Genomic DNA, 25,819 nt, shown 5'->3' on the forward strand with positions numbered 1-25,819 from the left:
TAGAATTATCCAGTAGATTCTAAAGTTTCTTTTAGAGAAAAGCTTACGACTTTTGCAAGTTTTTCGTAAATCGCTTCGCAACGGCGTTTATTTTTTGCAAGAGTGTAAAATTTGAGTGCTTTTAGATATTCATTTTTTTTCATCATAAAGTCGCCAATCCTCGTAAGTCCATCTGAATATCCTGTTGCGATAAAAATCCTTGTAGCTTCGTTGATTTTTCCATCGTTAAAAAATTCGTTTCCTTTGCGGTTAAGTGCAACTTTTTGTGCTGAATTTAACGATGAAATAGGTGAGTCTGTTGTTTTTATAAATCCGTTTGCAGTTGCTTTTGATTCAACTGCTGAAATAAAATTATTTTCAAGAGGATTCATTTTTTTTACCTTTTTTTAAATTTATCTTAAAAAAATCTTAACACAAAGGTTTGCAAAGTCAAGAAAATAAGATTTTTGAAGATATAAATTATGTAATTGAATTCTTCTATTTTTCGCTCCTGTAAAAATTTACGATGGAACGCCCATATATCCGTTTGTCTACGAGGCACAGATTTCCTATTTTATCTGGAAGAGCGTCTTCATCAGGATAATGAATCATCACCGTTCCTCCATCTTTTAAAAGCGAAGACGAATCGACAGTTTTTATCAAATCTTTTCTAAATTTGTAGGGAAACGGCGGATCAAAAAATATGTAGTCAAAATTTTCTTTACACCTTTTTAAAAAGAGTTCGACAGCCATAAAATGACATCCAATTTTTACACCGAGCTCTTTTTCTGTTATAGAAACATTTTCCAAGATGGTTTTTACTTTGATTTTATCTTTTTCGCAAAGTTGAACTTGACTCGCACCTCTGCTTGCAGCTTCTATCGCTATAGTTCCAGAACCGCTAAACATGTCGAGCCATGATTTTCCGCTTAAATCTCCTAAAATTGCAAAAACGGATTCTCTCATTCTGTCCATTGCTGGTCTTATAACACCGTCGGGACACTTTATTGTTCTTCCTTTTAATTTTCCTCCAGTAATTCTCATCTATTCTTCTCCATAAGGTGAAAGCGTCCAATAAACTGAATCTTTAGTGAGATTTTTGTTGGCTTTTGCAAAATCAAAAGCTGTAAGGCCAGAACTTGTCCTGTAATTTTTCTTTGCTCCATTTTTTAGAAGCCAGTTTATTATTCTCGTGTCCCTGTTAGATTCTGCTGCGTACATTAAAGGAGTTTTTCCGTCATAAAAATTGTTCAGAGGAATTCCTTTTTTTAAAAATTCGTCCAAAGTTGAATTTTGGGCAGAGGAAGTTATAGCATATACAAAAGATGAGCGAACTTCGTTTTCTGTAGAAGAATGCATCAAAAGCAATTCTGCGATTACTTGAGGCGATTTTGAAAATCCAGCAGCGAGTTTTAAAGCCGTAATTCCGTAATCATTTTTTAAGTTTTCATCAGCACCATTTTTAATCAATAACCGCAATATTTTTACATCTGGACAAAATCTTGCGGCAAACATCAAAGCGGTCCAGCCGTCGTTGTCTTTTGCGTTTAAATTTACTTTTGAATAAATCAGGTTTTCTACGAGTTGAATGTCGCCTTTTTTTGCAGCGTCCATCAGTTTTGTGCGACCGTTTGAATCTCGTTTGTCAGCGTTTTCAATAAAATTGTGGGAAACTTCGCCTTTGCTTTCGGTCGGAAAATCATGCTCTTCGTTTGCGTCTTCTGCAAATTCTAAAAGGTATTGTCGATTGAATGGCTCAACTTTTATCGTGCTAGATTGAATTGAAGGGGCAGGCTGATTTTTCTCTGGATTTTCTTCAAGTTGAATTGGAGAATCGTTTGCTGTCGAATTTTCTTTTTCTATTTGGATTTGCTCCGTAAGATTTTGTTCAATCTGCTGTGTAAGAGTTTTTTCTTCTTCTTTAAAGGATGAACTATCATTTTTATCGCTAAATTCTTCGCTTGTTTTTTTGTCTTCGCTTGCTACGTTGTTTTTATCCTGATTTTCTTTTGAATCTTGCTCAATTCCCAAAACGGCAAGTGGTGCTGTTGCTGTAACTGCTGTTGTTGTCAATGCTGCATTTTCTTGAGTCATAGCTGTAACTGCAACTTCTGCAGGAGAAATTATTTGAGTCGCAGGTGGAGTTTCTTCACTATGATTAACAGAAGTTTGTGCAGAATTTTCCTTTAAATCTGAGGTTTCAAGAGTAATCGGTTCAGTTGCAAATTTATTTAAGACTTCAAGGATTTCGTCTTTAGAAGAATTTTTTCTCGCATAGTCAAAAGATGTTTTTCCCTCTGCATCTTTTTTTAACACTCTTTTTTTTCTTGAAAAGCCAAAAAATGTGCCCGCTTTTATTGTTTTTTCCAATACTTTTGGGGAAGAACAATACATTGCCGCATACATTACGGCATTTCTTTTAAAAGAATCTTTTTTGTCTGGATCTGCTCCGTATTTTAAAAGCAGGTCTATGACTTCTATTTCTCGGTCTTCTTTGAGGGCTGCCATCAAAAGAGTTTCTTTTTCGCTTCCCCTCGTTATGTTTACATAATCTTGGTTGTTTCTAAGGATTGATTTTACTTCTTTTACGCTTGCGTTTTCGATAGTGTTAAAAATTTTGTCTTTTCTTCCGCCTGCAAAAACTAAAAAACTAAAAAAAACAGCATTAAAAATGGATATAAACTTTTTTTTATCGATAAAAAACATGTCGAAAATTATACAGTTGTAGGCTTTTATTCGCAACTGTCAAAAAATCTTTTTGCATGTTCTAAGGAACCTTGTAAATAAATTTGACTAGGGGCTTCGATAAGCGATAAAGTGTCGAAAGATTATTGACCATAAAAACTCAAAAAGATATATTAACTAAACCCCTTGAGGCTGCGTATGCGGCTTCCATTTGACCATAAGGAGAACATACAGAAATGAGAAAGTATGAACTTATGACTATCTTCCCTATAGAAGAAGATAAATTTAAGACAGCTTCGGATGCAGTTCGTGCAGTCCTTGCTAAATTTGGCGCTACAGTTGATAAAGAAGAATCTTACGGCGATCGCGACTTAACTTATGTAATCAACAAAAACAAAAGAGGTCGTTTTCTTTTGCTTACAGTTAGTGCAAATCCTGCAAAAATCAGTGAAATTGAAACTCAACTCAAATTAACAAATGACCTTCTAAAATGGCTCTTTGTTAAGATTGAAGACGAAAAAAATAACTAGTTTAATCCGCAAAGATAGTTCATCAAATGTTGGAGGAGGCGATTTATGACAGATATTAACCGTGTTGTCTTGGTAGGCAGACTTACTAGAGATTTAGGAAATGACCAGCGTGATTTTGCTTACACACCTAACGGACAGGCGCGTGCAAATATCAGTATTGCTGTAAACCGCAGTCGAAAGCAAGGTGAACAGTGGGTTGACGAAGCGAATTTTTTCGATGTAACAATTTGGGGTAAGACCGCAGAAAATCTTAAGCCGTATCTAACAAAAGGAAAACAGATAGCTGTAGAAGGCTATTTAAAACAGGATCGTTGGGAAAAAGACGGTCAAAAATTCAGCAAGGTAGGAATTGTCGCAGACAGCGTTATGCTTTTAGGTGGAAAATCGGATAACGGCGGCTTGCAGTCGTCTGGGGGGTATACTCCGAAATTCCAGCAGAACAACGGTTTTGCTCCACAGCAATCATACCAGCCACCTGCTGATGAATCTTCTTTTGGTGGCAATAGTTCGGGATATTCAGAAGATATTCCATTTTAATGTCCTTACATTAAGTAAATTTTTAGGAGACTAATATGTCAGACGAAATGACAACAAACGAAGTTGAACAGAAAGTAAATGCAACCGATATACAGGGCGCTTCAGACGGTCGCGAAGGCGAGGATAAAACTGGACGCAGAGGCAAAAAATTCTTCCGTAAAAAGGTTTGCCGCTTCTGTGCAAATAAAGCAAAGATTGACTACAAAGATGCAGATGGTCTAAAACGCTTTATGACAGAAAGAGGAAAGATTCTTCCACGCCGCATAACAGGAACTTGTGCAAAACATCAGAGAGAAGTAGCACTCGCAATTAAAAGAGCACGTGCAATCTGCCTTCTTCCATTTGTTGCAGACTAAGAAATTTTTTATATAAGTGGCGATCCAACTCCTGGTGACGTCACTTTTAAATATACAAGAGGAGCTTGAAAATGAAAGTAATTCTTAACGAAGATGTAAAACATCTTGGAGAAATTGGTGATGTGAAAAATGTTGCAAACGGCTATGCTCGCAACTATCTTTTTCCACATATGTTCGCGGTTCCTTACAATGCAGAAACTGTAGCGTATTTTGAAACTCGCAAAGCAGAAATTGAAGCTCGTAAGGAAGCAAAACGCAAGGATGCAGCAAGTACAAAAGAAAAACTCGAAGCAATGCTTGTTGACCTTACAGTTCCAGCAAGTGCAAACGGAAAACTCTACGGTGCTGTAACAAGTCAGACTGTAGCGGATTTTCTCAACAAAAATGGTTTTTCTATTGAACGCAAGAGAATCGAAATTTCTGGTGTTACAATCAAGAGTACAGGTAACTATTCTTGTGTTATTCACCTTTACGAAAATTCTAATGCAGAAGTTAAAATTAGCGTAAAAGCACAGTCAACAGAAGAAACTCCTAGCGAAAAATCTTCAAAAAAAGTTGAATCTGCACAAACTTCGCAGGAAAATCCTGCAGAAGAAGCAACCAATGCAGAACAGCAGTCTGAATAGTTTTTATTCTTAACCGATTAAACTTCGGTCGAGTTTTAAGCCGGGATTTTTTCCGGCTTTTTTTATCTAAAATTGATTTTGTTGCGGCAAATTTAAAATCATTTTCTTTAATTGCAATTTTTTAGGAGAAATTTTATGGAAGAAAGACTTAAGGATTCAATTCCTCCGCATAATTTAGAAGCAGAAATGGCAACCCTTGGCGCTCTTCTTATAGATTGGTCCAGCATTGGCGACATAGTAACTTTTTTGCGCCCAGAACACTTTTATTCTCAACAAAATCAAATAATCTACAATGCTCTTATAAAACTTTTTGGAACAGGAATTTCTGGCGATGTTTTAACGCTTGAAACAGAACTTACAAAATCAAACGAGCTGGAAAAGGCTGGAGGGCCTGCTTACATCGCTTCCCTTACAGATGAGGTTCCGTCCGCTGCGAACATCGATTACTACGCGCACGTTGTTTTAGACAGGGCAACCAGACGCAGTTTAATAAAAATTTCTTCCGAGATAAAAACGACTGCCTTTGATGAATCAAGGGAAAGCCGTGCAATTTTGGACGAAGCAGAGAAAAAAATCTTTGCCCTAGCGGACATGGGACAGACAATCCAAATTCACGACATGCACGAAGTTGTCGATAAAACCACAAAAATTATTCAGCAACAGTATCATAATCACGATTCTTATTCAGGAATTCCTTGTGGATTTACAAGACTTGATAGTATGACAAGTGGATTCCAAAAATCTGAATTGAGCATAATCGGGGCAAGACCTTCTATGGGAAAAACTGCAATGGCGCTTTCGATGATGGAAAATATAGCGGTCAACAACAAAATTCCTTGTGGATTTTTTTCACTTGAAATGTCATTCGAGCAGATTGGGCAGCGTCTTTTGTCTCAAGTTGCTCGAATTCCAGGACACAAAATCAGATCTGGTATGATGAAACTGGACGACTTACAAAAGATAAACGATGCTGCTGGAAGGGTTTTTGACGCACCTATTTACATAGTCGACACGCCAAATATGCAGCTTTTGGATTTAAGGGCAATGGCAAGGCGAATGGTCCAGTCAAGGCAGGTTCAAATAATATTCATCGACTATATCGGATTGATTTCGACACAAAATCCTTCAGCACCAGTTTATGAGCAGGTTTCAGAAATTTCAAAATCTCTAAAAAGTTTAGCTCGCGAATTGAACATCCCAGTTGTCGCTCTTTGTCAGGTTGCACGCGATGCAGAAGGCAATGAGCCAACTCTTGCGCAGTTACGCGGTTCTGGTTCAATAGAGCAGGACGCAGATGTTGTTATGTTTATTCATCGAGAGCGCAAAAAGACAGAAGGAGGCGAGATGGAGCCAGTTCAAGATGCAAAACTAATAGTTGCAAAACAGAGAAATGGTCCAATCGGCGACGTAAACCTGCTTTTTCTTTCTTCATATACAAAATTTGAAAATAAAGCCAACGAAGATTAAGGAGGGGGAAGTCTCCCCCTCGCTCCCAAGTCCTCGTCGTTTTGCTCCTGCGGTCTTGTCCGCTACCCCCTCTAAGGACAGCTTTTAAAGTGCTGTCTATTTTTTTCATCACATAAAACAATAATACAAAAAATTTCCATCAAAAATGTGTGAATCTGCACTTTCAACGCAAATCTTATAGCAAGCAAATCAAAAAAAAATCGCAATAAAAGTCGAATTCCAAATTGCAAGATTTCACAATTTTTTTGAGGGGGAAAAATGATAAAAGAACTAAAAATGCGAATAACCGCATTACTTGTTTTGACTTTATATGTGTTGGCTCTAGTTCCTGCGGTGGAGTATGAAAGTGCTTTTTCCAAAGGGAAAATCAAACTGGATTATTATCTTGAGCGTGCAAGCGGAAGTGAAAGCGAAGAGAAGTTTTTAGAACTTGCAGAATATGGAGTTACACAGGCTTTGTGTCAGTGGCAAAGCGAATATCTGTTTTTAAAAGATAAAGAAATCGCAGGAGTGAGCAGTAAAGAACTTGCAGAAGAGTATTCAAGGGTAAAAAACGAATATGAATTGATAAAGGCAAAAACTTATGTAAATTTTATAAGCGAATTGTATATAAAAGAAAAAACGAAAGGAAGTTTTTCCGAGCTTACATTGAATTTAAAAAAAGCAAGCGAAAGCGAAGAATTCAAATTTACAAATAACAATGCAATAAGCGATGTTGAAATTATAAAAAACTGGAACGAAAGAGCATTGAGCATAATAGATGAATATCTCATAGAAGCAGATACAGAGGGTGATTACAACAAGGATTTAATAAAAGCAAAAAATGAAGAAATCAAAAAAGAAGGAGAGCTTTTATTAAACGCATATAAGAACAGCATTCTATTAAAATTCTATGCAGACAACGAATCAGCAATGGCAAAAAGTGCAAAAGAAAGTGCAGAAATCTATACAAAGGATTTAATATCTCAAATAGATAGCAAAACTCAAAAATCAGTGAATAATCTCTTGAATTCTCTCGAAACACAGCTTAAACACGAGAGTTCAGTAGATTTTGACAGCGAAGATTTTTTAGAGCAGTTTAAGTCAATCTACGAAAGAGCGATTGACGAATGGGAAAAAAGCGAAACCGAGTTCCTAGGTGAGAGAATAAAGTTTGAAGGCGAAGCAAATAAGGTATACGAAGAGAGTGTAAGGGTATGGCAGGAAGCGTTTGAAAAATTTAACGAAAAAAAAGATTCTTGGGTAAAGCAGATAAATCAAAAGATAAAAGATTTACAAGAGCAATCTACAAAGCAGAACAAAGATTTTGCGGACAAACTGGATTCGGCAATCTTAGAGTATACAGAAGCAATGGGAAAGCAAAAACAAGTTTACTATGAGGTATTAAAAACTGCGGTGGAAGCTTACGAGAGATTAAGGATTCTTCTTTCAACATCAAAAGACGAAATCGATAACTGGGTTTGTTTGTGGAGCGAAAAATATAAAAACTTATATGCGTATTGGAAAAGCGAAGATGGGGAAGCTAGCGAAGATGGGGAAGCTAGCGAAGATGAAAATCCTTTAAAGAAAAGTGAAAATTCGATTTTGTATAAGATTTTATACGGTGCAGAAAATAGTAAAAAAATTGATTTATTTAAATTAAGCGATAGCGATATCGAAAAATTAAAAGAGGAAGTAATATCAATATATTCAGCACATCTTGCAAAGTTAAAAAAAGAATATGGTAAAGCATTAGATAAAAGAAAAGATGAAATTGAAAGTTTATGCGAAGAATACAATTCTATAGTCGAAAAATATTTTGGTGACAGTGCAAACGAGATTTCTCTAAGCGAAAATGAAATAAATACTAAAAAGATAAGTTTTGAAAAATTAAAAGATAAAAAAACATCTGAGGAAACTATAGATAAATACAGCAAAGAGTTGAGTGAAAAGATAAAAAACTTATGTCTAAAGTTTGATGGAGAAAGCGAAAGCTATTACTGGAAGAACAACGGTGATGAAGAAGCTTTTTATAAAATCGAAAAAATAAAGGAAAAAATAAAAGAAAAACTTGATGAATATTTTGGGCTTTATCAATACAGCGATTTTTCAGAAAAGATTGAGCAGCATTATCAAGAATATAAAAACGACAGCGATAAAGAAAATTCAATTAAAGCGAAAAAGTTAAAAAAACTTACAGATTATGTAAATTCAGTAAAAGAAGGAACAGTTTTAAATAGGGAAAGCGAATTTGAAATTTCCGCAAGTTTTTTTGAAAGCGGCAAGAGCATTTTGTTTTGGGTTGAAAGCATAAAAAATTTGTTTCCGAGTTTAAAAGAGTCATTGAATAATATTAAAGAAACAAAAAAACTCGTTTTAAAAGAGAATTCTGAAAATTCAAGTTTAGGCGAGAGTGGTTTTTCAACTATTGAACTTGAAATTTTAAAGGCAGAAAAAGATATAGAAGTTTTAGAAGAAGAAAAAGATATTGAGCAGGCCATAATAGATTACGCAGAAGTAGAAGATAATAAGAGAAGTTCACAAGAAGGAACAGATAATGAAGAAAAGAAATCGAAAGAAAAGTATGAAAAAGCACTTATCGAATATGAAAGCGAAAAAGAAAAGTTAAAGGATTACAAGAAAAATATAGAAAATGCACAAAACGCACTTGTCGAAGTCAAAAAAGAAGTAGAAAAGGCAAAACTGGAGGTTGAGCAAGCGCAGATTGATTATGACAAGAAAAAAGTCCTTAGCGAAAGTAAATCTCAAAAAAAGATTTATCTATTGCAGATAAAAAACAAGATACTCGAATATCAAGAAACACTAAAAAATGTACAAAAAAACAATTCCAAGAGTGCGGGCTTTTATCAAAATTGTGTAAAACAGATGGCAGAAGCGGTTGCAGGAGAAATCGGCAAGAAATATCAAAACGGAATGGATGAGCAAAAAAATCTGATACAAAGATATTTACAGCAAGCGCATTCAAAAACGATAGAATTGTCGAGCGATTTTTCGAATAATGCAATTTTAAAAGATGTAAATCAATATATAAAGGAATGTTTTAAAAAGATAGAAGCGATTGAAGGTTATACAGACATCTCAGATTACGAAAGAAACGAAAGGATGGACGTGTACTATTTTGTGATTGAAGAAATTTTTGCTGGTGCAATGGACGTTATTGAGCAGTTAAAACTTATTTCAAATGGAAAACGAAGCAATAAAATCCATTTGAGCGCATATACAGCAGACGATACGGACACAAATTATTCAGCGGATGCCTATTATGCAGATAGTTTGATAAGAAAAATTGCAGAAAAGTTCAATTTAATTTTAAATAAAAAAGATGGAAATCTGTATAAGGAAGCAAAATCTAAAACAACAGATTCTGTCATAGAAAAATATGAAAATGCACGCAAGATAATCCAAGAAAAACTAAAAGGAGAAAAGACATATACAAAAGAAAACAATTCTTACAATGAAATCATTGCATATCATGATGAATTAAAAAATATTTGCACCTCTCGTGATAATGTTATAGATGAAAAGAATGATGTAAATACGGTAGATGAAAAAAATACTTTAATTGGAGAATATGAAAAGGTTGAAAAAACAGAGAAAAACGGCAAGGTTTATCTAGTTGCAGCGCAACGAAAAGCCTTAGAAAATTATCTTGAATGTTATTTAGATGAACAGGCATGGAACTATGCGCAAAACTGTGGAAAAACTGCTGACGATATTGAAAAGGAACTTTTGCAACTTATAAATAATGTGGACCAAAAATTCTATGATTATATTGATGGGCAAGACGGTAAAAAAAATAAAGGAAAATTAAAATCAGACAAAACTCAAAGTGAATATCAAAAAGCTATTACAGAAAAAATGCTTTCAACTGAATACAGATTTTTAGCAAAAGTGATGAGTTTTATCGATCAGTCGTATTCTTCGTGGAAGGCAGAACTTAATAGTTTAAAATATATAGACGAAATCAAAAAATCAGATGTTGAAGGGTTTAAAGATAGCGAACTTGGAAAGCAATTAAAAGAAGTAATCGAAAATGATGACAAGATAGATGGGTATTATAAAAAACTAAAAGAAGGTGCTACAAAATATTTTACGCTTGAATTAAATCAATTAAAAGCTGAGGAGCCTAATTCAAGCTATGAAAAAGACAGAAAAGATTATACAGAAAGTCTTATTCAAGTTGTTGATTCATTCGAAATTGCAATCAAAAAGTTGAAGGAATTTAACGACGAAAGCATCCAAGGAACTTTGAATAACCTTTCATCGGCTATTAAAGATAAAAAAAATAATCTTGCAGAAAAAGCTGCTTTATTAGAAACAAAAACTAAAGATTATAAGAGTGCTTGCGATAGTTATCAATTAAAAATCAATTCGGTAAACCAAAACTTAAAGGCACTGGACAGATTGAGACTTGAGTGGAGAAAAAAGGTTCGTGTAAATGAATGGGCAAAATCGGTCTATCTGTACGACGATTATAAAAATAGCGATGAAGAAAATGGATATATTTGCCCTTGGGAAAAGGTAAAAAATCTTGAAAAGAAGATTGAAATTCAAAAAGCATATCTTTCGGCATTAAGAGCAGCGAGTAAAAATCAGGAAGAAAATCCGTATTGTGTAGAAGAAGCGACCTTGAAAAACGTTACAGATAGTTACGAAAAACTTACTGGAATGCTAGGCGCAATCGAAGCCGTAGAAAATAAATACGAAAAAGACAAATACAAAGCGCAGATGGCAGGAAGTGAATATTTAAATGTACTTGCTTCGATTTTTAAAGTGAACCTTGAAGAAAAAAACGACAATAAAGGAGTTCAATGGTTTGAAAAAGTTTTTCAAAATAAAGAATATTTTAAGGATGCCCAGTTTACAGACGATTTTAGAAATCTTTTGCTTGCTTCTTTTTATTTAGTTTGTCAAGAGGAAAGCAACTTAGAAAAGATTGGAAATTACAATCCGTATGAAAATTCGAACTTTAGACTCGGCGCTTTGAGCGATGAGATAAATGGTATTGATGCTGGAAAAAAGTATCATAATTTTAGAGAAGAAGTATTAAAACATGCTTACGACAATTTTTCAGACAAAGCGCTTATTGAAGAATGTAAAGGATTGTTTTTTACGGCTTCAATGGGGGCTTATCTATTAAAATTAAGCGATAAATATCTTAGAGAAAAAGCGTTAGACAAATTTAAAAAGGAAATGGATGAGATTTACGATGATAATATTGTAAGAATCTGTGGTGTTACAATATGGAAAAAAAGGAAAGCAAAGGCAGCGGACACTTATTACGAATGTGGAAAGGCGTTAAAAAATGCAAATGAGCAGCAAAAAAATCGTGAAGAATCAATTTTTACAGCCTTGATAGAAACATATCTTTCATCAAAGGAAAACTACGAAAATGCAGAAAGCAATTTTAAGACTAAATATTATGAAAGCACAATAGGAAAAAATCTTACATTTGAACAGGTAAAAGCACTTTTAGAAAAACATTTTGCAAACAGCAACGTTATAGAACTCATTGAAAAACTCCCAAAGACAAATTATGAAGTTGTAAAGATGTTCGGAGAAAGTTATGCCGCATATTTTATGAGCAAAGAAGAGCTCAATGCTGTTATAAAAAAAATGGAAGATGAGGCAAAAACAAAATCTCAGGCGAATAAAGATGGAAAACAAAATGAAAATCAGGAGAATAGTGCAGCAAATTCTACGGCAGAGAACGGTACTGGAAGTGAAGAGAATATTTCTACATCTGCTACAAAAGACGGAGAAACTTGTAGCGATAAAGACTCTAAAGCCTCTACCCCAAGTGTAGATAAAAAAGTTAGTTATACTTTAGAAAAAGCGTTTGCATTTTTGCAAAACCTTAGTTCAGATGATTATGATAAAAAAAAGAACAAAGTTGTTAAAGAAAATCAAAAGTCAATAGAAGAGCTTTACAAGCAGACTGACATCCTAATAGATTTTGCTTTAAAGACTAAGAACTTTACAGAGGAAGAAAAGCAAAAACTAAAGAGCGCAGTCGTAAATCTGTGGAAAAATGCAGTTGACAACAGTTCGTATCGAAAATCTTTAATTTCGTATTTTGAGCAGTACCTTACAGCAGATATAGAAAAACTCGATGAGCTTGGAATAAATGTAAATTATGAAAATGTTACGGAATTATCTCTTCTAAATACACTAAACGAATACATAGACTGCGTTATGGAAAAAGTTGAAGAAGCGCAAAATCATAATTTAAACGCTTACAGAATTGAATTAAATAAGAGCTTTTCCTTGTATCAGAGTCAGACAAATGCAGTTTTAGAGCAGGCAAAGGAAATCGCCTTTGCAGGCATCCAAGAGTGGAAGAAGGCAGAAAAGAAATTAAGCGAAAAGTTTAATGCGTTCCAAAACGAGTATTTGTCTAAAGTAGAAAAATTGAACAGTCAATGGGATGAAAGTTATGCCCAAATGCTTGAGGAAAAATCAAAGTTTATGGAGCATTTGTATAACGAAGCACAAGCTCGTAATCTTGTAAAAACAAATGTGGCAAAAGATGCGGCAAATACTTCGTTAAATCAAGCAAGGCAAAAAATAAAAGCCGGTCAAAATCAAAACGCACTTGTAAAAGAGGATTTCGATACACGCTCTTTTGTAGAAGACATTTTAAGACAGAGTAATATTTCTTGTTTAACTTCTAGGCTTGAAGACAAGAATGACGAATTAAAAAACTTGAAAGAGGGAGGATATCTCCTTTTTAGTAACAATTCGTATGACCTTTACGACATAAAAGAAAAAACAGCAGAACTTGCAAGCTCAACGACGCAAAAAATCGACCAGTATAATTCAAAAATAGCTTGTCAGCGGGCACAGGTTTTAATAAAAGAAAGTGCTGAAAATGCATACAGCAAGGTACAACAGCAGAACGAGGGAATGTCATCTTATATTGATGAAACGGCTTGGACAAAAGGATATGCAAAAAACGATACTAGATACGAAAAGACCATCGTAAGCGACTGTAATCTTTGGAATGTTGTAAAAAAAGATGTGAGTGTAAACCTATACAATGATTTTGTCACAAATCCTATAGAAATTGATGAATACATATCGCTTTTATCTAGTAGCACAGGAGTTCAGGTTGTATTGGTGCAGAGCCTTGCTCAAGACAAGATAACCCTTTGGGATGAAAGCATATTTGGACAACACAATGGGAACACAGTTCTAGTTGAAGGAGAATTTGACAAATTTTTATATGGAAAAGACAATAGAGGAATACTTGTCTTAGGGCAGGGAGTGATAGGCGTTATCATGGAGCAATTTAATGATAACGAACAAGAAGAAGTAAAAGGGCAGGCAGAACTCGAAAAACCAGAGTGGGAGCAAAAGTTATGGTCAAGCGATGTTTTTCCAGGACCGAGCATAAGGGAGTTTTCTTCGATAGTTGCAAGTGTGGTGTGTACAGTTGCAACTTGCGGAGCGGCTCTTGGTCCCGCAATGGCTATGAGTGCAGCTATAATGGCAGCAAACGAACTGGCCTTTGAGATGCTGGATGTAGCAATAGAAGGTCAGAGTATAGATGAATTGTTTAAGAGTGTTGCAAAAGTCGCAGTTGCAGGAGCGATAAGCGGAGCTTCAGGATCGATAGGTGGTAAACTCAAAGATATAGGAGGAATGGCAGGAGTGCTAAAACGAACAGGCTTGAGTGTAGCAACGAGCTTAGCAAATAACATAAACAATGCTGCCTGGAGTGCATCAAGTTGGACAGATTTTACAGGTGCATTGAGCGAAAAAAGCCAGTGGCAAAGCTTAGGCATAAGTTGTGTGGGCAGTTTGGTGAGCAATGGATTAACTGCGATTAACAGTTTTGATTCAACAGGGAAGCTTCTTAGCGCAAATACCTTTAACACATCGGCAATGGCGTCCTTAAATTCGTTGGCAGGTGGATTAACAACAAATGCCCTTGAGTATTCGATAATGGGAAGCACGACCTTTAATTTGATTAACTTGAATATGCTTGGCATAAAATACGGAGGAGGGAACACCTTAAGTCAAGGATTATTGGCAATGAATGTAAGTAAAGAAAACGGAACGACTTTTGCAGTATCAGGAGCAGGAACAGACATAAGTTTTGGGAACATTACAGCAGCGATAGCAGGATTTAAGGAAAGTCATAAGGTTACAAGCTGGAAATATGGGAGCGTGGAGAGCAGTGCAAATTTAAATATTGCAAATTTACTTTCGTATTCAAATGATGCGATGAACCTCAAAAGTGGCAAAGATATTTGGGAAGAAAAACTTTTAGTAAACTATATTGAGTCAGAAGAAGTAAACGGAAACTATATAAAAGGGACAAACACAATCAATATAAATAAAAAATTCTTAGGTAACTCAAAAGAAATTGCTGCAAAGCGAGCATCTGTAGCAGCACATGAAGCAAGTCATTATGCAGGGATAAAAACAGAAGCAGGTGCACATATACAGGGATTTGATGGATATATCGCGGCGTTAAATGCTTATGGAATAAAGGGTGATTATGATTTTGCTCAAAATATCGTTTCTGAAATTTTTAATACTAATAATCACAAAGAAAATAAAGAAGATGTCCAAAACTGGAGAGTAACAAAGAATTCTTCAGGTAAGATTGTACGGGTTCAAGATGATGGGGATAAAGAGAATCTTAATGTGGTAAGTGAAGAAGGCAAAGTTACTGAGGTAAGGGAAAATAATCATAAGAGTTTAACAGGACAGATTGCAGATATCGGGGAAGCAGGACAAACAAAACAAGATATCAACAAAGATATGTATACAATTTGGGGACTCGATTATAAAAGCGATGGTGGATGGTTTGCAAAAGATGACTCTGCAAAATACATAGAACCGACAAATACTCTGTCTGAGGCAGTTGCAGTGGTTAAAAAACTTTTTAATGCAGTTGTTGGAAGCCTTATGGGTGTAGCCTATGACATGACTCATAAAGAGCAAGAGATAGAAATTCAATTAAATAAAGAAATTGAAGAAAAATTCGAAAGTATGCTTGGAAGACCGTACGCAGTAAATGTAAATCAAGAAACCTATGACTGCAATGGAGTGATAACCGAAAATACGCCAGCAATAAATTGCATTGGTCTTATAACATATTTAAATGGAATAAGTGCAAAATATGATTGTAAAAACTTTGAAAATTATACAAGTTTTACGAGACTACCAGAAGGCACGACATTGGAAGACTTAAAACAAAATGATGTTATATGGTGGAAATATACAGTAAAAAAAACAGGTATTACAGAATATCATGTTGTAAATTGGAGGACTAATGGAAATGTTTTTGAATCCTGCGGTGATTATGGTGTAAGAGAAAAAAATTATGCTGACTATACAGACTGGTTATATAAGTATAATAGAAATATCGAGATTAGATATTACAGAAATAATTATGTAAAAGATTATAAGAAAAAAAATAGCTGGGGGAAGAAAAGATGAAAGTAAAGTGGTTTGTTATTTTTTGTATATGCATAGGCTTATTATCTTGCAAGAAGGAAACTTATGCAAAGTCAACAAAAGAAACTTACGAAGAGCCAGTAGAAGAAACTTACGAAGAGTCAACGGAAGAAACTTATGCAGAGCCGACAGAAGAAGAAATCATTGAATATACAAAGAAGTATATTATTGACAGCGTAAAAATACAGGCAAAAACGCTAAGAATATTTAATATTGAAGAACTTGACGATTATTATATAAATCATGAAGTTGATTTACTGCCTACCAGATCTGACGGAACCTTCATTTATATTATTGATGATGATATACAATATAAAGAAATAGAGTTTTGTTCAGAGAGAGAAGAGTTGATTGATGGTAAAAAGGAAAAGCGAAAGCTTTATTTTGTTACATTCTTATTTAATCAACTTGAAAGATACAATGTAGAGACAAAAACTTATGAAACTAGAGACAATCAATACGATGTTCCTTATGAGGTTATAACTTACAAAGGCAAGATAAAAATATATGGAGACCCAGAGTTAAATGCATTAAATGTTTTTAAATCTGATTTGCCAATCGCATTGAAAGGACTAGCAGAAGGTAAAAAGATATATACAAAGATGAGATAACTCTATCAAAAGGTTGCTCTGAAACTGATGAGATTTTTGTTCAAGAGGTAAAGGAAAATATCTTTCGGCTCTTATTAAAAGTAAGAGACTAATATACCTTAATCGTTTCGTCTGTCATTTGCTGTTATAACCCAGTTTTTATGCGACTTACACTGCATTTTTTTGAAAAAACAACAAGGGCGGTTTGAAACTCCATTGTGTTATCGTTTTTTGTGCCATTTATCGTCAATAAAAATCTTCCGATATATTTTCGTTTAAAAATTTGCCTAGTGTACACTAAGCAAAGGACTTGAAATAGTCCTTTGGCAATGTGTTTTGGTGCCAGCAAAAATTCTATCATTAAAAGTGCAGATGATCGCCAAAAAGTAGATTTAACAGGCACTTGGAAGGCTACGGGTCGCGATGGAGTTTATTATAAGATGATATTTGGCGAAGACGGAAGTTTTACTTATGGCTGTGGTTCAGACAGAGGCCCTGAACAACTTTCCTTTAGCAGCAATGGAAGTATCAAAGCCTATAGGGAATTTAATGGGTGGTGGATTAAAGAAGCCTATAAAACTTCAGGTAATATTTTAATAGCAACTTATGACGAAGTTAAAGATTATTATAATGTAAGTAAGTTAAGAGAAGGTACTACAGTCAATTTTGTTGTATCCATTATAGATGAGAATGAACTTGTAATTCAGACCGCTGGAACTGGAGCTGTTAGAACATATAAGAGGAAGTAATTATGGCAGCGATTTTAAATTTGATAAATTCTGGTATAAGTGTTTATCATCGATTAGATAAACTAAGTGATGATAAAAAAATGCCTCCTTTTTACAGGAATATTTATTAAAAGAATTAAAATCTGAAGTTGAAATAAATATTGATTATTTGCAAAATTTGCGAATCGAAACTTTTGCCGATTTTCGAAAATGCAAAAAAGATGCAGGTTCTGTTTGTAATCAATTAACTTTAAACTGCCTTACAAATTTAAAACGTTCTGAAAATTTTGCTCTTTTAAGAAACTTTGATAGTAAAATTAAAAAGGTCTGTGAATCTAACAACCTTGAAAAGAAATATGTTTCCGATGAAATTCGCTCCATTTTAGAAAAAATAGAGTCATTAAAAAAAATCTCTACCTGTGAAGTTAATGTAGAACGATAAAAAAATACTAGAGTTAATATAAGACTTAAATATATTCTGAAACACTTCAAAGTTATAAAATCTCTTCTTGGGTAGAAAATTAAAACCACCTGATGAACAGGTGGTCTTATTTTATTTTTTTCTTTTGATTCAAGTCTAAGACTTGCTTCACAATAAAAGGCAGAAAAGTTGCAATCTTGTACGGATTGAACAACTTTCCTTCATCGTTTTACTTTGCGTTTGAAATTTCAGTTTTATCTACTACTCGACTTAAGTCTTTTGTGCTCAAAATAATTGGACGTCCTGTTATTGCTGTTACAAGAATTCCGTTTGAAGTTACCGTTATTGGAGTTGCAGGTTTAACTTTTTCTGGAGATTTGAGTGCAATTTCCAAGTCTTTTGTAAACTTTCCTAAAAAATAATCCTTTCCATCTTTTATTATACAGTACAAAAATCCAGAATTTTCTGTCAAAACCGAAGTTTCAGAAAGTGTTTCATCGCTTTCTTTTGTTATTTCCATGTTTTCTTTATCTAAAAGAACGAGTTTTACTGCACCGTTTCCAAGATTTGTTCCTGCTATAGCGGCATAGTTTTCGCCAGTGTCGTATATCGTTCTGCTTCTTATAACGGTTACTGGAGATTCTTTTATTACATTTCCAGTTTGAGCATTCATTTTTACTAAGGAACTCATCACTCCAAGCTCATCGATAGAACGCAAGCCGTAAACAGTTGGAGCATTTTGATTTGCTGTCTGCTCTTTTATTATCTGCTGCTGGTCTTGTGCTATTGATGTTCTTTCGCTTTGAGCTTCGCTTCTCTTTGTATCTGCAATATCCTGTGCTTTAGATGCTTCTTCTTTTGCTTCTTGAGTTTTTTGTGCCTGCTCCTGAGTTTTTTGTGCCTGCTCTTGTGCTTCGGCTTGCTTTTCTTCGGCTACAGCCTGTTTTTCTTCAGCAACTTTTTGAGCTTCTTTATCTTTTGGATTTTCTTGTGCGGCTATCTTTGCTTGTTCGGCATCCTTTTTCGCTTGTTCCGCTTCTTTAGTTGCCTGAACAGTTTTTGCCTGTTCCTCTTTTAACTTAGCAGTTTCTTCGGTCGCTTTTTTCTGTGCTTGAGTCGCTTTTTCCTGTGCCGTTTCCGCCTCGCGCTCTTTTATATCGACCATCTGTTTTCTTGAATCTACACCCTTGTCATTTTCTTCCTGCATGGATTTTACGACCTGTTTGTCAGAAATAACAGAAGTGTCAACAGAACTCAAACCGCCACGCACATCGTTTAAGGGAATTAAAATCTGAGTTTTTCCTGGCCATTCCCTATAACTCAAAGCGATTCCAGCCTTATCCGCGGTCAATTTATCTGTTACAACTTTTTTGTATTTTGATGAAAAATAATCGAGTTTGCCACGATAAACAGCATTGTACACAGTTACAAAGGTTGCAACTGTATCAGCGTCTGCTTTTGAATATCCGTATGTGCTGGAAAGATATGATGAAATTATTCGCCTTACATTTTTTATGTGGTCAACGGTTGCAGTAGAGCCAATTATAAAAATATCGGCGTCCAGCTTGTCTTTTTCATTTGGGTCGATTGCGTGGATTATCTGATATTTTTCGGATGAACCTGCCGTTGCAGACGATTCTATATTCCTTGAAATTTGCTCTGCGATTGAAGAACCGATTTTGTTTATCTCTTCTATCGTATTTATAACAGAATGAGGACCTGTGTAATTTTCAAACACGACAGCATCCTGCGTAACAGTTTCTAATTCTCGCTCTGCAACCTCAATCGCTTGCACTGCTGTTGCAAAAAAGATTAGCAGGCTAAAAGATAAAAATATTTTGTTTATTTTCATTGATTCCTCCAGTAAAAAACCGTATAGATTATATCACGCTGAATAAGATTTTGCAGAATTTACAGTTCAAGTTGTATGATTTTAGAAAGTGTCTGTCTTGCATAATCTCGTATTTCCTTGTCGTATTGAATGTACATGAGGTTTGAAAGTATTTGCTTTCCTTGTCTGTATAACGCTGGGCGTCCCATAAAAAAAACTATGTCGTATGTTGAATCGCACAGGAGTTTTAAGAGTTTTGTATTTTTTTTGAAAACTATATTTTTGCTCACTTCTTCAAACGATTTTAAAAGAATTCCTTCGCTGTCGTAGCCAATCTCTCCAGCAGTTTTTAGTAAAATAGTGAGCATTAAAGGATTTTTTTCGGTTTTGATTAAGGTCGCTATTTCCTGCGTAAAATTTTCTGTCTGGCTTGGTGCAACGCATTCAAGGACTGCCTGCGTGTAAAGAGGATTTGTCGCATAGAAGGGGATAAAATCTCGCCTTTTTGAAGAATTATTTGTTTCTTGAATATAAAGGAAAAGTTGTTCTTTTATTTGATTCGTGAATTTTCTTTCTTCTTCTGCATAATCGCCTTGAAGCAGTTTTTGTTTGATGTCTTCAAATGTCTTTTTATCTGTATTAAAAAGGGAGAGGGTTTCGTAATTTATAGTTGCATCGAGAGCAAAATCGTACGATTGCTTTTTTTGATATTGAGTGCTCGATTTTGTTTTTAGATTTTGTGACATAACAAAGGCATTTATAACCCAGTTTTTCATGCACAAAAGAATGGTGTTTGAAGCCGTGTAGGTTATGTAATTCCATGTTGAAGGATTGGGAAGTTTTGCCTGCCAAAAGATTATTCCGTCTAACGAAAATTCAAGAGCGGTTTGTTTATCGCTGACAAAAAAGCCCTGCTCTGTTTTTTTCAAAAAAGTGCATTCATCAAGATTTATATTACCGACAGAAAATTCCTTGTAAAGATTTCCGTCCTCATTTTTTATGATTAAAACCTTTAATTCGTTTCCTGAGTTATACAAAAGTGCGGAGTGGGTGGATGAAGTTATTATCGCCTTTATTTTTAAATTTGAATCTCGTTTTTTTACCCATTTTGAAACTGCTGTTTTGTTTTCGACAGAGCAAAGCCCAAAAGAACCATCCGAGAACGCGAGCAAAACGCCATCATCAAAACTTTGACACGCTGCAACTTGTCCTGCAAAAGTTATTTTTTCTAAAACAGAGCCAAAGGGGCTTATGCGCACTGCTTCGGTTTTTAAGTTTTGTGGATTTGAATAAAAAACTAAAAGGCTTTTATCATTTAAAAACTGAAAAGGAAGATTTGTCGGCTTTTCCAATCGGATATTCCATTTGCGAACTCCTTTTAATCCGTAGCACGAAATTTGGTTTTCCCCTTGAACAAAAACTCTTCCGTCAAGACCGGGTTTTGGCGAAGCTTTAACTTCAAAACCGCAATCTTTTGCCCAGACTGTAAGTCCACTTGGGTTTATCAAATTTATGTTCGTTTTTTCTGTAACAGCATAGAGAAAATCGCCCCAAGACGAAAAATACGGGGAGGGTTTTCCTTTTACACCCTTCTGCAAAATCACATTTCCTTTTGAAGTGCAGGTGCTTACAAGCCTGCCGTCGCTTACAACCGCAAATCCGTAGGATGTTTCTGCGACCGGAGCAACTGCCTCTCCTCCAATTACTGCTTGCCATGATGGTTTTTCTTTTGAAAGATTGGAAGTTCGTATTGGAGCAGCGGTTGAATTTTGGCAAAAAATTGAAGCTGTTTCTAAAAAAAACGATAGAGAAAAAAATGCTAAAAGAAATATTTTATTTTGGTTCACAAAAATCCTTTTTAAACATATTCAAAAAAAGCAAGGCTTTCGATATGCGCTGTTTGAGGATAAAAATCTAAAAGGTAAAGTTGAGTAAGCTTATATCCTGATTTTATCAGATGAGCACAATCTCTTGCATGGGTCGAAGGATCGCAGGAAACGCTTCGTATCTGGGCAGTTTTGTTTTTGCAAAGCCATTGGCAGACTTCTTTTTCCATTCCGCTTCGTGGCGGATCGATTACTACTGCATCAAAGGCTCCATCGCGTTGCAAAACGGATTTCGCATTTGATAGAATCCAGTTCTTTCCGCTTAAACCGTACGTTTCGTGAGGTTTCCCAAGCAAGTTTGCTTCTGCATAAATTAAGGCATCTCTGTTGTGTTCCACGAGGACTGTTTTTTTGAATAAATCTGCTAAAAATACTGAAAAAGTTCCACATCCAGAATAAAAATCTAAAACTGAATTTCCACCTAAGTTTTTGGTTAAAATCTTTGTGGTTTTTTCAAGAATTTCCATGTTGGATTGAAAAAATCCTTTAACGTCAAATTCTATCCTTTTCCTTGCAATTTCGACAGTGCAGGAATTTTTTGAATTTGCTAAGGTGCCGGCAAATCTCTTTACAACTTTGTTTTTTGCTGATTTTTTTGATTTCCCCAGTTGCTTTTGCTGCCAAAAATCGATTTTTGTTTCGTCGGCTATCACAAGTTTTTCAAATCCACTTTCTGTTTTGGAAATTACCCTGTCATCACCAAAAAAATGAACTCGTCCGCTTGGTCGTTGCTCTTGAGGCGTTTTATTCAGGTAATCATTTATCTGTCTTGTTGCAATCGGACAAAAATCCACTGGCAAAACCTTGTTGCTTGCTCTTTCGTTTAAGCCACCGTCCGTAAGTTGTATTCTTGAGCGATAATTTTTTTCTTCGCCAAAAATGCTCTTAATCTCCGGAATTTTTATTCCTTCTCGCTCAAAACAATCTTTTAATAAATCTGCTCTCAACTTTCGTTGGTAGCCAATTTCGATGTGTTGCATATTGCAACCGCCGCAACTTCCGTAAAAGCTACAGAATGGCAAGACGCGGTGAGAGGAAGGTTCAAGGACTTTTATGAGCTTTGCGATGGAATAATCTTTAAAATCTTTTGTAATTTCAATTTCTATTTTTTCGCCAGGAATTGTAAACATTACAAAGACATTTTTGCCGTTCAGTTTTGCAAGGCAATATCCGCCTGCAACCATCTTTTCTGCAACTACGGTAAATTTTTCCATCTTAGATTTTAAATTTTTGAGAATATAAAATTGCAGAACGTTTTAATTCTGTTCATAAATGAGGTTTCGATTCTGTCTTTTAAAAACCAAATTTTCGGGCAGTCGACTCCACCAATCGCGTACAAAACCCAATTATCGCCATCTCTAAAAAGAGTTATGCATGAATACATTTTTTGAGGTTTTACAGCGGTAAATTTTTCGTGATAGACGAGTTTGTCCAAATTTTTTAATTCGTAATAATAGTATTTTTCATTTTCTTCGATTTGTATCATAGAATTAAATTTCCCAAACAACGACATTTCCAATATGCAGTCAATAGTGCGCAAATTTCCTTCTGTTTTGTCGTTTGTTATTTCCGCGGAAGAATAAAGTTCGTACCATTTTTGCTGGCGCTCAGAAAAATATGGAATTCCCACGTAATCGGAAATATTTTCGAGTGTAGAATTTATCTTTTCTTTTAAATCTTCGTTACCTTTGTATGGACGAACTTGAATGACCTCTGCAACAAATGCAGGGTCAAGCTTTTTCATCGTTCGTATTATTTTTGAAGTTGAGTCATTTTCTTCAATACAGATTTCTTTCATGGAATCTATGTTTCTTATCAACACTTCGCCAGCTTCAAGTTTTCTTCTTTCTTCTGAAGTTAATCGCGAGTTAAATGGCAGAGAACTCAGTGCAAAAACTGTCTGCAATAAGGTAAATGCAAGTAAAATTGTCTTTTTCATATCGCTCATAAATATACATTAAAACTTCTTACTCCTCAATAAGTTACAAATCGTCTAGTTTGTGATATAATCCGTTTCCATGATATCTCAAAAAATAAAAGCGACCATCCATTCAAAAACATCTTCTGTAATAAGACAGATGTTTGAAGAGGGAATCCGCCTCAAAAAGTTGTACGGGCAAGACAAGGTTTTTGATTTTTCACTTGGAAACCCAGATTTAGAGCCTCCACCACAATTAAAAGAAGAAATAATAAAGCAAGCCCAAAACGATTTTCACGGTTGCCACGGCTATATGAGCAATGCGGGGTTTCCTGAAACAAGAAAAGCGATTGCAGAAAAGGTTTCGTTAGAGCAAAATTTTCAAGTTGAATCAAAAAATGTTGTTATCTCCTGTGGTGCTGCCAGTGCGCTGAATTGCATCTTTAAAACTTTGCTAAATGAAGGCGATGAAGTGATTGTGCCTTCACCTTTTTTTAGCGAATACAGAAATTATGTTGGAAATTACAACGGAAAACTTGTAGAAGTTCCCTCAAAAGATGATTTTTCGCTCGAAATACAAGCGATAAAAGATGCACTTTCGCCAAAAACCGCTGCAATTTTAATAAACACTCCCAATAATCCGACTGGAAAAGTCTATTCACAAAAAGAAATCGAAGATTTGGTTTTTATTTTAGATGAATATTCAAAAAACTCAGAACGAAAGCCTTATCTCATCTTTGATGAACCGTACAGGGCAATCGTTTACGATGGCGTAACAATTCCAACAGTTTTCGACAAATATAATTATTCAATCGTAATTTCAAGTTTCGCAAAGGATTTGTCTATTCCAGGAGAGAGAATCGGTTATATGGCTGTTAATCCAAATTGCGATGAAGCGGACGAAGTTGTAAACGCTTTTACTTTTTGCCTTAGAACTTTGGGCTTTGTAAATGCGCCTGCTTTTTTTCAGAGAGTGATTTCAAAAACTTGGAATGCAAAAGTTGACTATTCGTCTTATAAAAAAAGGCGAGATTTACTGATGGCGATTTTGGATGAGGCAGGTTTTGAATATTTTAGACCGGATGGCGCTTTTTATCTTTTTGTAAAAGTTCCTGACTTTTGGAAGGGCGATGATGGATCTTTTTGCGAGCATCTGAAAAAATTTTTTATCTTGAGTGCACCAGGAATTGGTTTTGGCAAAAAAGGTTTTTTTCGACTTGCTTATTGTGTAAGTGAAAAAACGATTGTAAATTCAAGAGAAGCATTTATAAATGCTGCAAAATAAATTGATTTTAGGCGAGGTTTTTGTATGAAAATTTTAATGGTAAGTGCGGAAGCGACTCCTTTTGCAAAGACAGGTGGGCTTGCAGATGTGGTTTCTGCCCTGGCTGGAAATTTGAGCCTTTTGGGACATGAAGTGAAAATTGTGCTACCTCGCTACTACAAGATAGACAGACGCAATCTAAAAAAAATGGAAGGTCCTTTGGGTGTGCCTGTGGGAACTGGGCACGAATGGACAGCAGTTTATACGGCAACTCTTCCAGGATTTGACAAAGTCGAAGTTTGTTTTCTTGACCATGAAAATTGTTTTGGTCGCGATGGAATTTATGGAACCAAACACGAAACTGATTTTCACGACAATACGTATAGATTCAGTCTCTTGTGTCATGGAGCCTTGCAGGTTTGTAACAAACTTGGTTGGTTTCCAGATATTGTTCATGCACACGATTGGTCTGCAGCCCTTGCAAATGTTTTAATAAAACACGTGTGCCGATTTCAACATCCTTTCAGAAATACAGCTTCTGTTTTTACGATTCACAATATGGGCTACCAAGGGGTTTATGGAAAAGATAAATTTCCTGATTTGGCATTGGATTGGAATTTATACTATGGGGCCGGTTTTGAAAAAGAAGGAAATATAAATCTCTTGCAGGCAGGAATTTCTTGTGCAGATATGGTTACAACTGTAAGTCCGACTTATTCAAAGGAGATTCAAACTAGCGAAGGCGGTTTTGGGCTTGATGGACTTTTGCGAGTGAGGTCGGATGTTGTTCGTGGGATTGTAAACGGAGTTGATACTGAAATTTGGTCTCCTTCCAAAGACAAACTCATTCCTCATCGTTTTTCTGCAAAAGATTTAAGTGGAAAAGAACTCTGTAAAAAAGAACTTCAAAAATATTTTTCACTTCCTCAAAAAGATGTGCCAATAATCGGTATGATAGGGCGTCTGGTCAGCCAAAAAGGAATTGCGGAATTGATTGCACCAAATTTTGGCTGTCTTTGGGATATATGCAAAACTATGGATGTGCAGATTGTACTTTTGGGAACTGGAGAGCGATGGGCAGAAGACGAAATTTTAGCACTTCAGGAAAAACTTCCAAATTTCAAAGCAAAGATTGGTTATAACGAAGAATTGAGCCATTTGATAGAAGCAGGCTCAGACTTTTTCTTGATGCCTAGCCGTTATGAGCCATGCGGTCTCAATCAGCTTTATTCACAAATCTACGGAACCCTTCCAATCGTTCATCGAACTGGCGGACTTAACGATACCGTTCAAAATTATGACGAGAAAACTGGCGACGGAACAGGCTTTATGTTTGACCATTTAACGCCAAGTGCAATTTACGACACTGTAGGTTGGGCGGTTTATGCTTATTACAACAAAAAAGACCACATCAAAAAGATGCGCTTGCGTGCTATGAAGCAAGACTTTTCATGGCAAGTAAGCTGCCACGAATATGAGCAGGTCTACAGAGAAGCTCTGTTCCGTGGCTGTGGCATATAAAGTTAAACG

The 25,819-nt window shown here is 35.4% G+C and carries 18 protein-coding genes; 11 read left to right on the plus strand and 7 right to left on the minus strand.

The window, feature by feature from the left end; genetic code table 11:
• Positions 1-5: 5 nt before the first annotated feature.
• From FXX65_RS00690 to FXX65_RS00700, 3 genes are all read right to left on the minus strand, one after another.
• Positions 6-371 carry a hypothetical protein gene (locus FXX65_RS00690; RefSeq protein ID WP_147612599.1) on the minus strand — a complete coding sequence of 122 codons (366 nt, stop codon included), beginning with the start codon at positions 369-371 and terminating at the stop codon, positions 6-8.
• Positions 372-477: 106 nt separating this feature from the next.
• Positions 478-1,023, minus strand: coding sequence for a 16S rRNA (guanine(966)-N(2))-methyltransferase RsmD (gene rsmD / locus FXX65_RS00695; protein WP_147614655.1), 546 nt, complete (start codon positions 1,021-1,023; stop codon positions 478-480).
• Positions 1,024-2,685, minus strand: a complete 1,662-nt coding sequence (locus FXX65_RS00700; RefSeq protein WP_147614656.1) for an ankyrin repeat domain-containing protein — start codon at positions 2,683-2,685, stop codon at positions 1,024-1,026.
• 215 nt (positions 2,686-2,900) lie between these two features.
• On the opposite strand from FXX65_RS00700, the gene rpsF reads away from it, so the two are divergent.
• From rpsF to FXX65_RS00745, 9 genes are all read left to right on the plus strand, one after another.
• The gene (rpsF, locus tag FXX65_RS00705) at positions 2,901-3,194 is read left to right on the plus strand and encodes a 30S ribosomal protein S6 (RefSeq protein WP_147614657.1); all 294 of its coding nucleotides are present in this window, start codon (positions 2,901-2,903) and stop codon (positions 3,192-3,194) included.
• 45 nt (positions 3,195-3,239) lie between these two features.
• Complete coding sequence (locus tag FXX65_RS00710; RefSeq protein ID WP_147612595.1) at positions 3,240-3,731, plus strand: single-stranded DNA-binding protein; 492 nt, start codon at positions 3,240-3,242, stop codon at positions 3,729-3,731.
• 35 nt (positions 3,732-3,766) lie between these two features.
• The gene (gene rpsR, locus FXX65_RS00715; RefSeq protein WP_187107358.1) at positions 3,767-4,087 is read left to right on the plus strand and encodes a 30S ribosomal protein S18; all 321 of its coding nucleotides are present in this window, start codon (positions 3,767-3,769) and stop codon (positions 4,085-4,087) included.
• 71 nt (positions 4,088-4,158) lie between these two features.
• Positions 4,159-4,713, plus strand: a complete 555-nt coding sequence (rplI, locus tag FXX65_RS00720) for a 50S ribosomal protein L9 (protein WP_147612594.1) — start codon at positions 4,159-4,161, stop codon at positions 4,711-4,713.
• 135 nt (positions 4,714-4,848) lie between these two features.
• A complete protein-coding gene (gene dnaB, locus FXX65_RS00725) occupies positions 4,849-6,180 on the plus strand; it encodes a replicative DNA helicase (RefSeq protein ID WP_147614658.1) in 1,332 nt (443 codons plus the stop codon).
• Between the two features lie 258 nt (positions 6,181-6,438).
• The gene (locus FXX65_RS00730) at positions 6,439-15,633 is read left to right on the plus strand and encodes a rhoptry family protein (protein ID WP_147614659.1); all 9,195 of its coding nucleotides are present in this window, start codon (positions 6,439-6,441) and stop codon (positions 15,631-15,633) included.
• Complete coding sequence (locus FXX65_RS00735; protein ID WP_147614660.1) at positions 15,630-16,262, plus strand: hypothetical protein; 633 nt, start codon at positions 15,630-15,632, stop codon at positions 16,260-16,262. Before FXX65_RS00730 ends, FXX65_RS00735 begins: the two co-directional genes overlap by 4 nt.
• A gap of 302 nt (positions 16,263-16,564) precedes the next feature.
• Complete coding sequence (locus FXX65_RS00740) at positions 16,565-16,990, plus strand: hypothetical protein (RefSeq protein ID WP_147614661.1); 426 nt, start codon at positions 16,565-16,567, stop codon at positions 16,988-16,990.
• Between the two features lie 148 nt (positions 16,991-17,138).
• Positions 17,139-17,411, plus strand: a complete 273-nt coding sequence (locus FXX65_RS00745; RefSeq protein WP_147614662.1) for a hypothetical protein — start codon at positions 17,139-17,141, stop codon at positions 17,409-17,411.
• A gap of 208 nt (positions 17,412-17,619) precedes the next feature.
• Here FXX65_RS00745 and FXX65_RS00750 read toward each other — a convergent pair whose 3' ends face one another.
• Genes FXX65_RS00750 through FXX65_RS00765 form a run of 4 tightly spaced genes read right to left on the minus strand, consistent with a single transcriptional unit; the run spans position 17,620 to position 23,046 of the window.
• The gene (locus FXX65_RS00750; protein WP_147614663.1) at positions 17,620-19,242 is read right to left on the minus strand and encodes a P83/100 family protein; all 1,623 of its coding nucleotides are present in this window, start codon (positions 19,240-19,242) and stop codon (positions 17,620-17,622) included.
• Positions 19,243-19,301: 59 nt separating this feature from the next.
• Positions 19,302-21,068, minus strand: coding sequence for a hypothetical protein (locus FXX65_RS00755; RefSeq protein ID WP_147614664.1), 1,767 nt, complete (start codon positions 21,066-21,068; stop codon positions 19,302-19,304).
• A gap of 11 nt (positions 21,069-21,079) precedes the next feature.
• Positions 21,080-22,321 (minus strand): class I SAM-dependent RNA methyltransferase, encoded by a 1,242-nt coding sequence (locus tag FXX65_RS00760; protein ID WP_147614665.1) that lies wholly within the window; start codon positions 22,319-22,321, stop codon positions 21,080-21,082.
• 8 nt (positions 22,322-22,329) lie between these two features.
• Positions 22,330-23,046: a DUF6675 family protein gene (locus FXX65_RS00765; protein WP_147614666.1), complete on the minus strand. Its 717-nt coding sequence runs from the start codon at positions 23,044-23,046 to the stop codon at positions 22,330-22,332.
• 79 nt (positions 23,047-23,125) lie between these two features.
• Between FXX65_RS00765 and FXX65_RS00770 the strand changes: the two genes are divergently transcribed.
• On the plus strand, positions 23,126-24,310 hold the full coding sequence (locus FXX65_RS00770; protein WP_147614667.1) for a pyridoxal phosphate-dependent aminotransferase: 1,185 nt from the start codon (positions 23,126-23,128) through the stop codon (positions 24,308-24,310).
• Positions 24,311-24,334: 24 nt separating this feature from the next.
• A complete protein-coding gene (locus FXX65_RS00775) occupies positions 24,335-25,810 on the plus strand; it encodes a glycogen synthase (protein WP_147614668.1) in 1,476 nt (491 codons plus the stop codon).
• Positions 25,811-25,819 lie beyond the last annotated feature (9 nt).

Source organism: Treponema pectinovorum (assembly GCF_900497595.1).
Lineage (GTDB): Bacteria > Spirochaetota > Spirochaetia > Treponematales > Treponemataceae > Treponema_D > Treponema_D pectinovorum.

What these genes read in the sequence shown, in the direction of transcription:
- rpsF (WP_147614657.1), top strand. Translation starts at nt 2,901, where the DNA reads ATGAGAAAGTATGAACTTATGACTATCTTCCCTATAGAAGAAGATAAA.
- FXX65_RS00735 (WP_147614660.1), top strand. Translation starts at nt 15,630, where the DNA reads ATGAAAGTAAAGTGGTTTGTTATTTTTTGTATATGCATAGGCTTATTA.
- FXX65_RS00760 (WP_147614665.1), bottom strand. Translation starts at nt 22,321, where the DNA reads ATGGAAAAATTTACCGTAGTTGCAGAAAAGATGGTTGCAGGCGGATAT.
- FXX65_RS00710 (WP_147612595.1), top strand. Translation starts at nt 3,240, where the DNA reads ATGACAGATATTAACCGTGTTGTCTTGGTAGGCAGACTTACTAGAGAT.
- FXX65_RS00700 (WP_147614656.1), bottom strand. Translation starts at nt 2,685, where the DNA reads ATGTTTTTTATCGATAAAAAAAAGTTTATATCCATTTTTAATGCTGTT.
- FXX65_RS00750 (WP_147614663.1), bottom strand. Translation starts at nt 19,242, where the DNA reads ATGAAAATAAACAAAATATTTTTATCTTTTAGCCTGCTAATCTTTTTT.
- FXX65_RS00690 (WP_147612599.1), bottom strand. Translation starts at nt 371, where the DNA reads ATGAATCCTCTTGAAAATAATTTTATTTCAGCAGTTGAATCAAAAGCA.
- FXX65_RS00775 (WP_147614668.1), top strand. Translation starts at nt 24,335, where the DNA reads ATGAAAATTTTAATGGTAAGTGCGGAAGCGACTCCTTTTGCAAAGACA.
- FXX65_RS00770 (WP_147614667.1), top strand. Translation starts at nt 23,126, where the DNA reads ATGATATCTCAAAAAATAAAAGCGACCATCCATTCAAAAACATCTTCT.
- FXX65_RS00730 (WP_147614659.1), top strand. Translation starts at nt 6,439, where the DNA reads ATGATAAAAGAACTAAAAATGCGAATAACCGCATTACTTGTTTTGACT.
- rpsR (WP_187107358.1), top strand. Translation starts at nt 3,767, where the DNA reads ATGTCAGACGAAATGACAACAAACGAAGTTGAACAGAAAGTAAATGCA.
- dnaB (WP_147614658.1), top strand. Translation starts at nt 4,849, where the DNA reads ATGGAAGAAAGACTTAAGGATTCAATTCCTCCGCATAATTTAGAAGCA.
- rsmD (WP_147614655.1), bottom strand. Translation starts at nt 1,023, where the DNA reads ATGAGAATTACTGGAGGAAAATTAAAAGGAAGAACAATAAAGTGTCCC.
- rplI (WP_147612594.1), top strand. Translation starts at nt 4,159, where the DNA reads ATGAAAGTAATTCTTAACGAAGATGTAAAACATCTTGGAGAAATTGGT.
- FXX65_RS00765 (WP_147614666.1), bottom strand. Translation starts at nt 23,046, where the DNA reads ATGAAAAAGACAATTTTACTTGCATTTACCTTATTGCAGACAGTTTTT.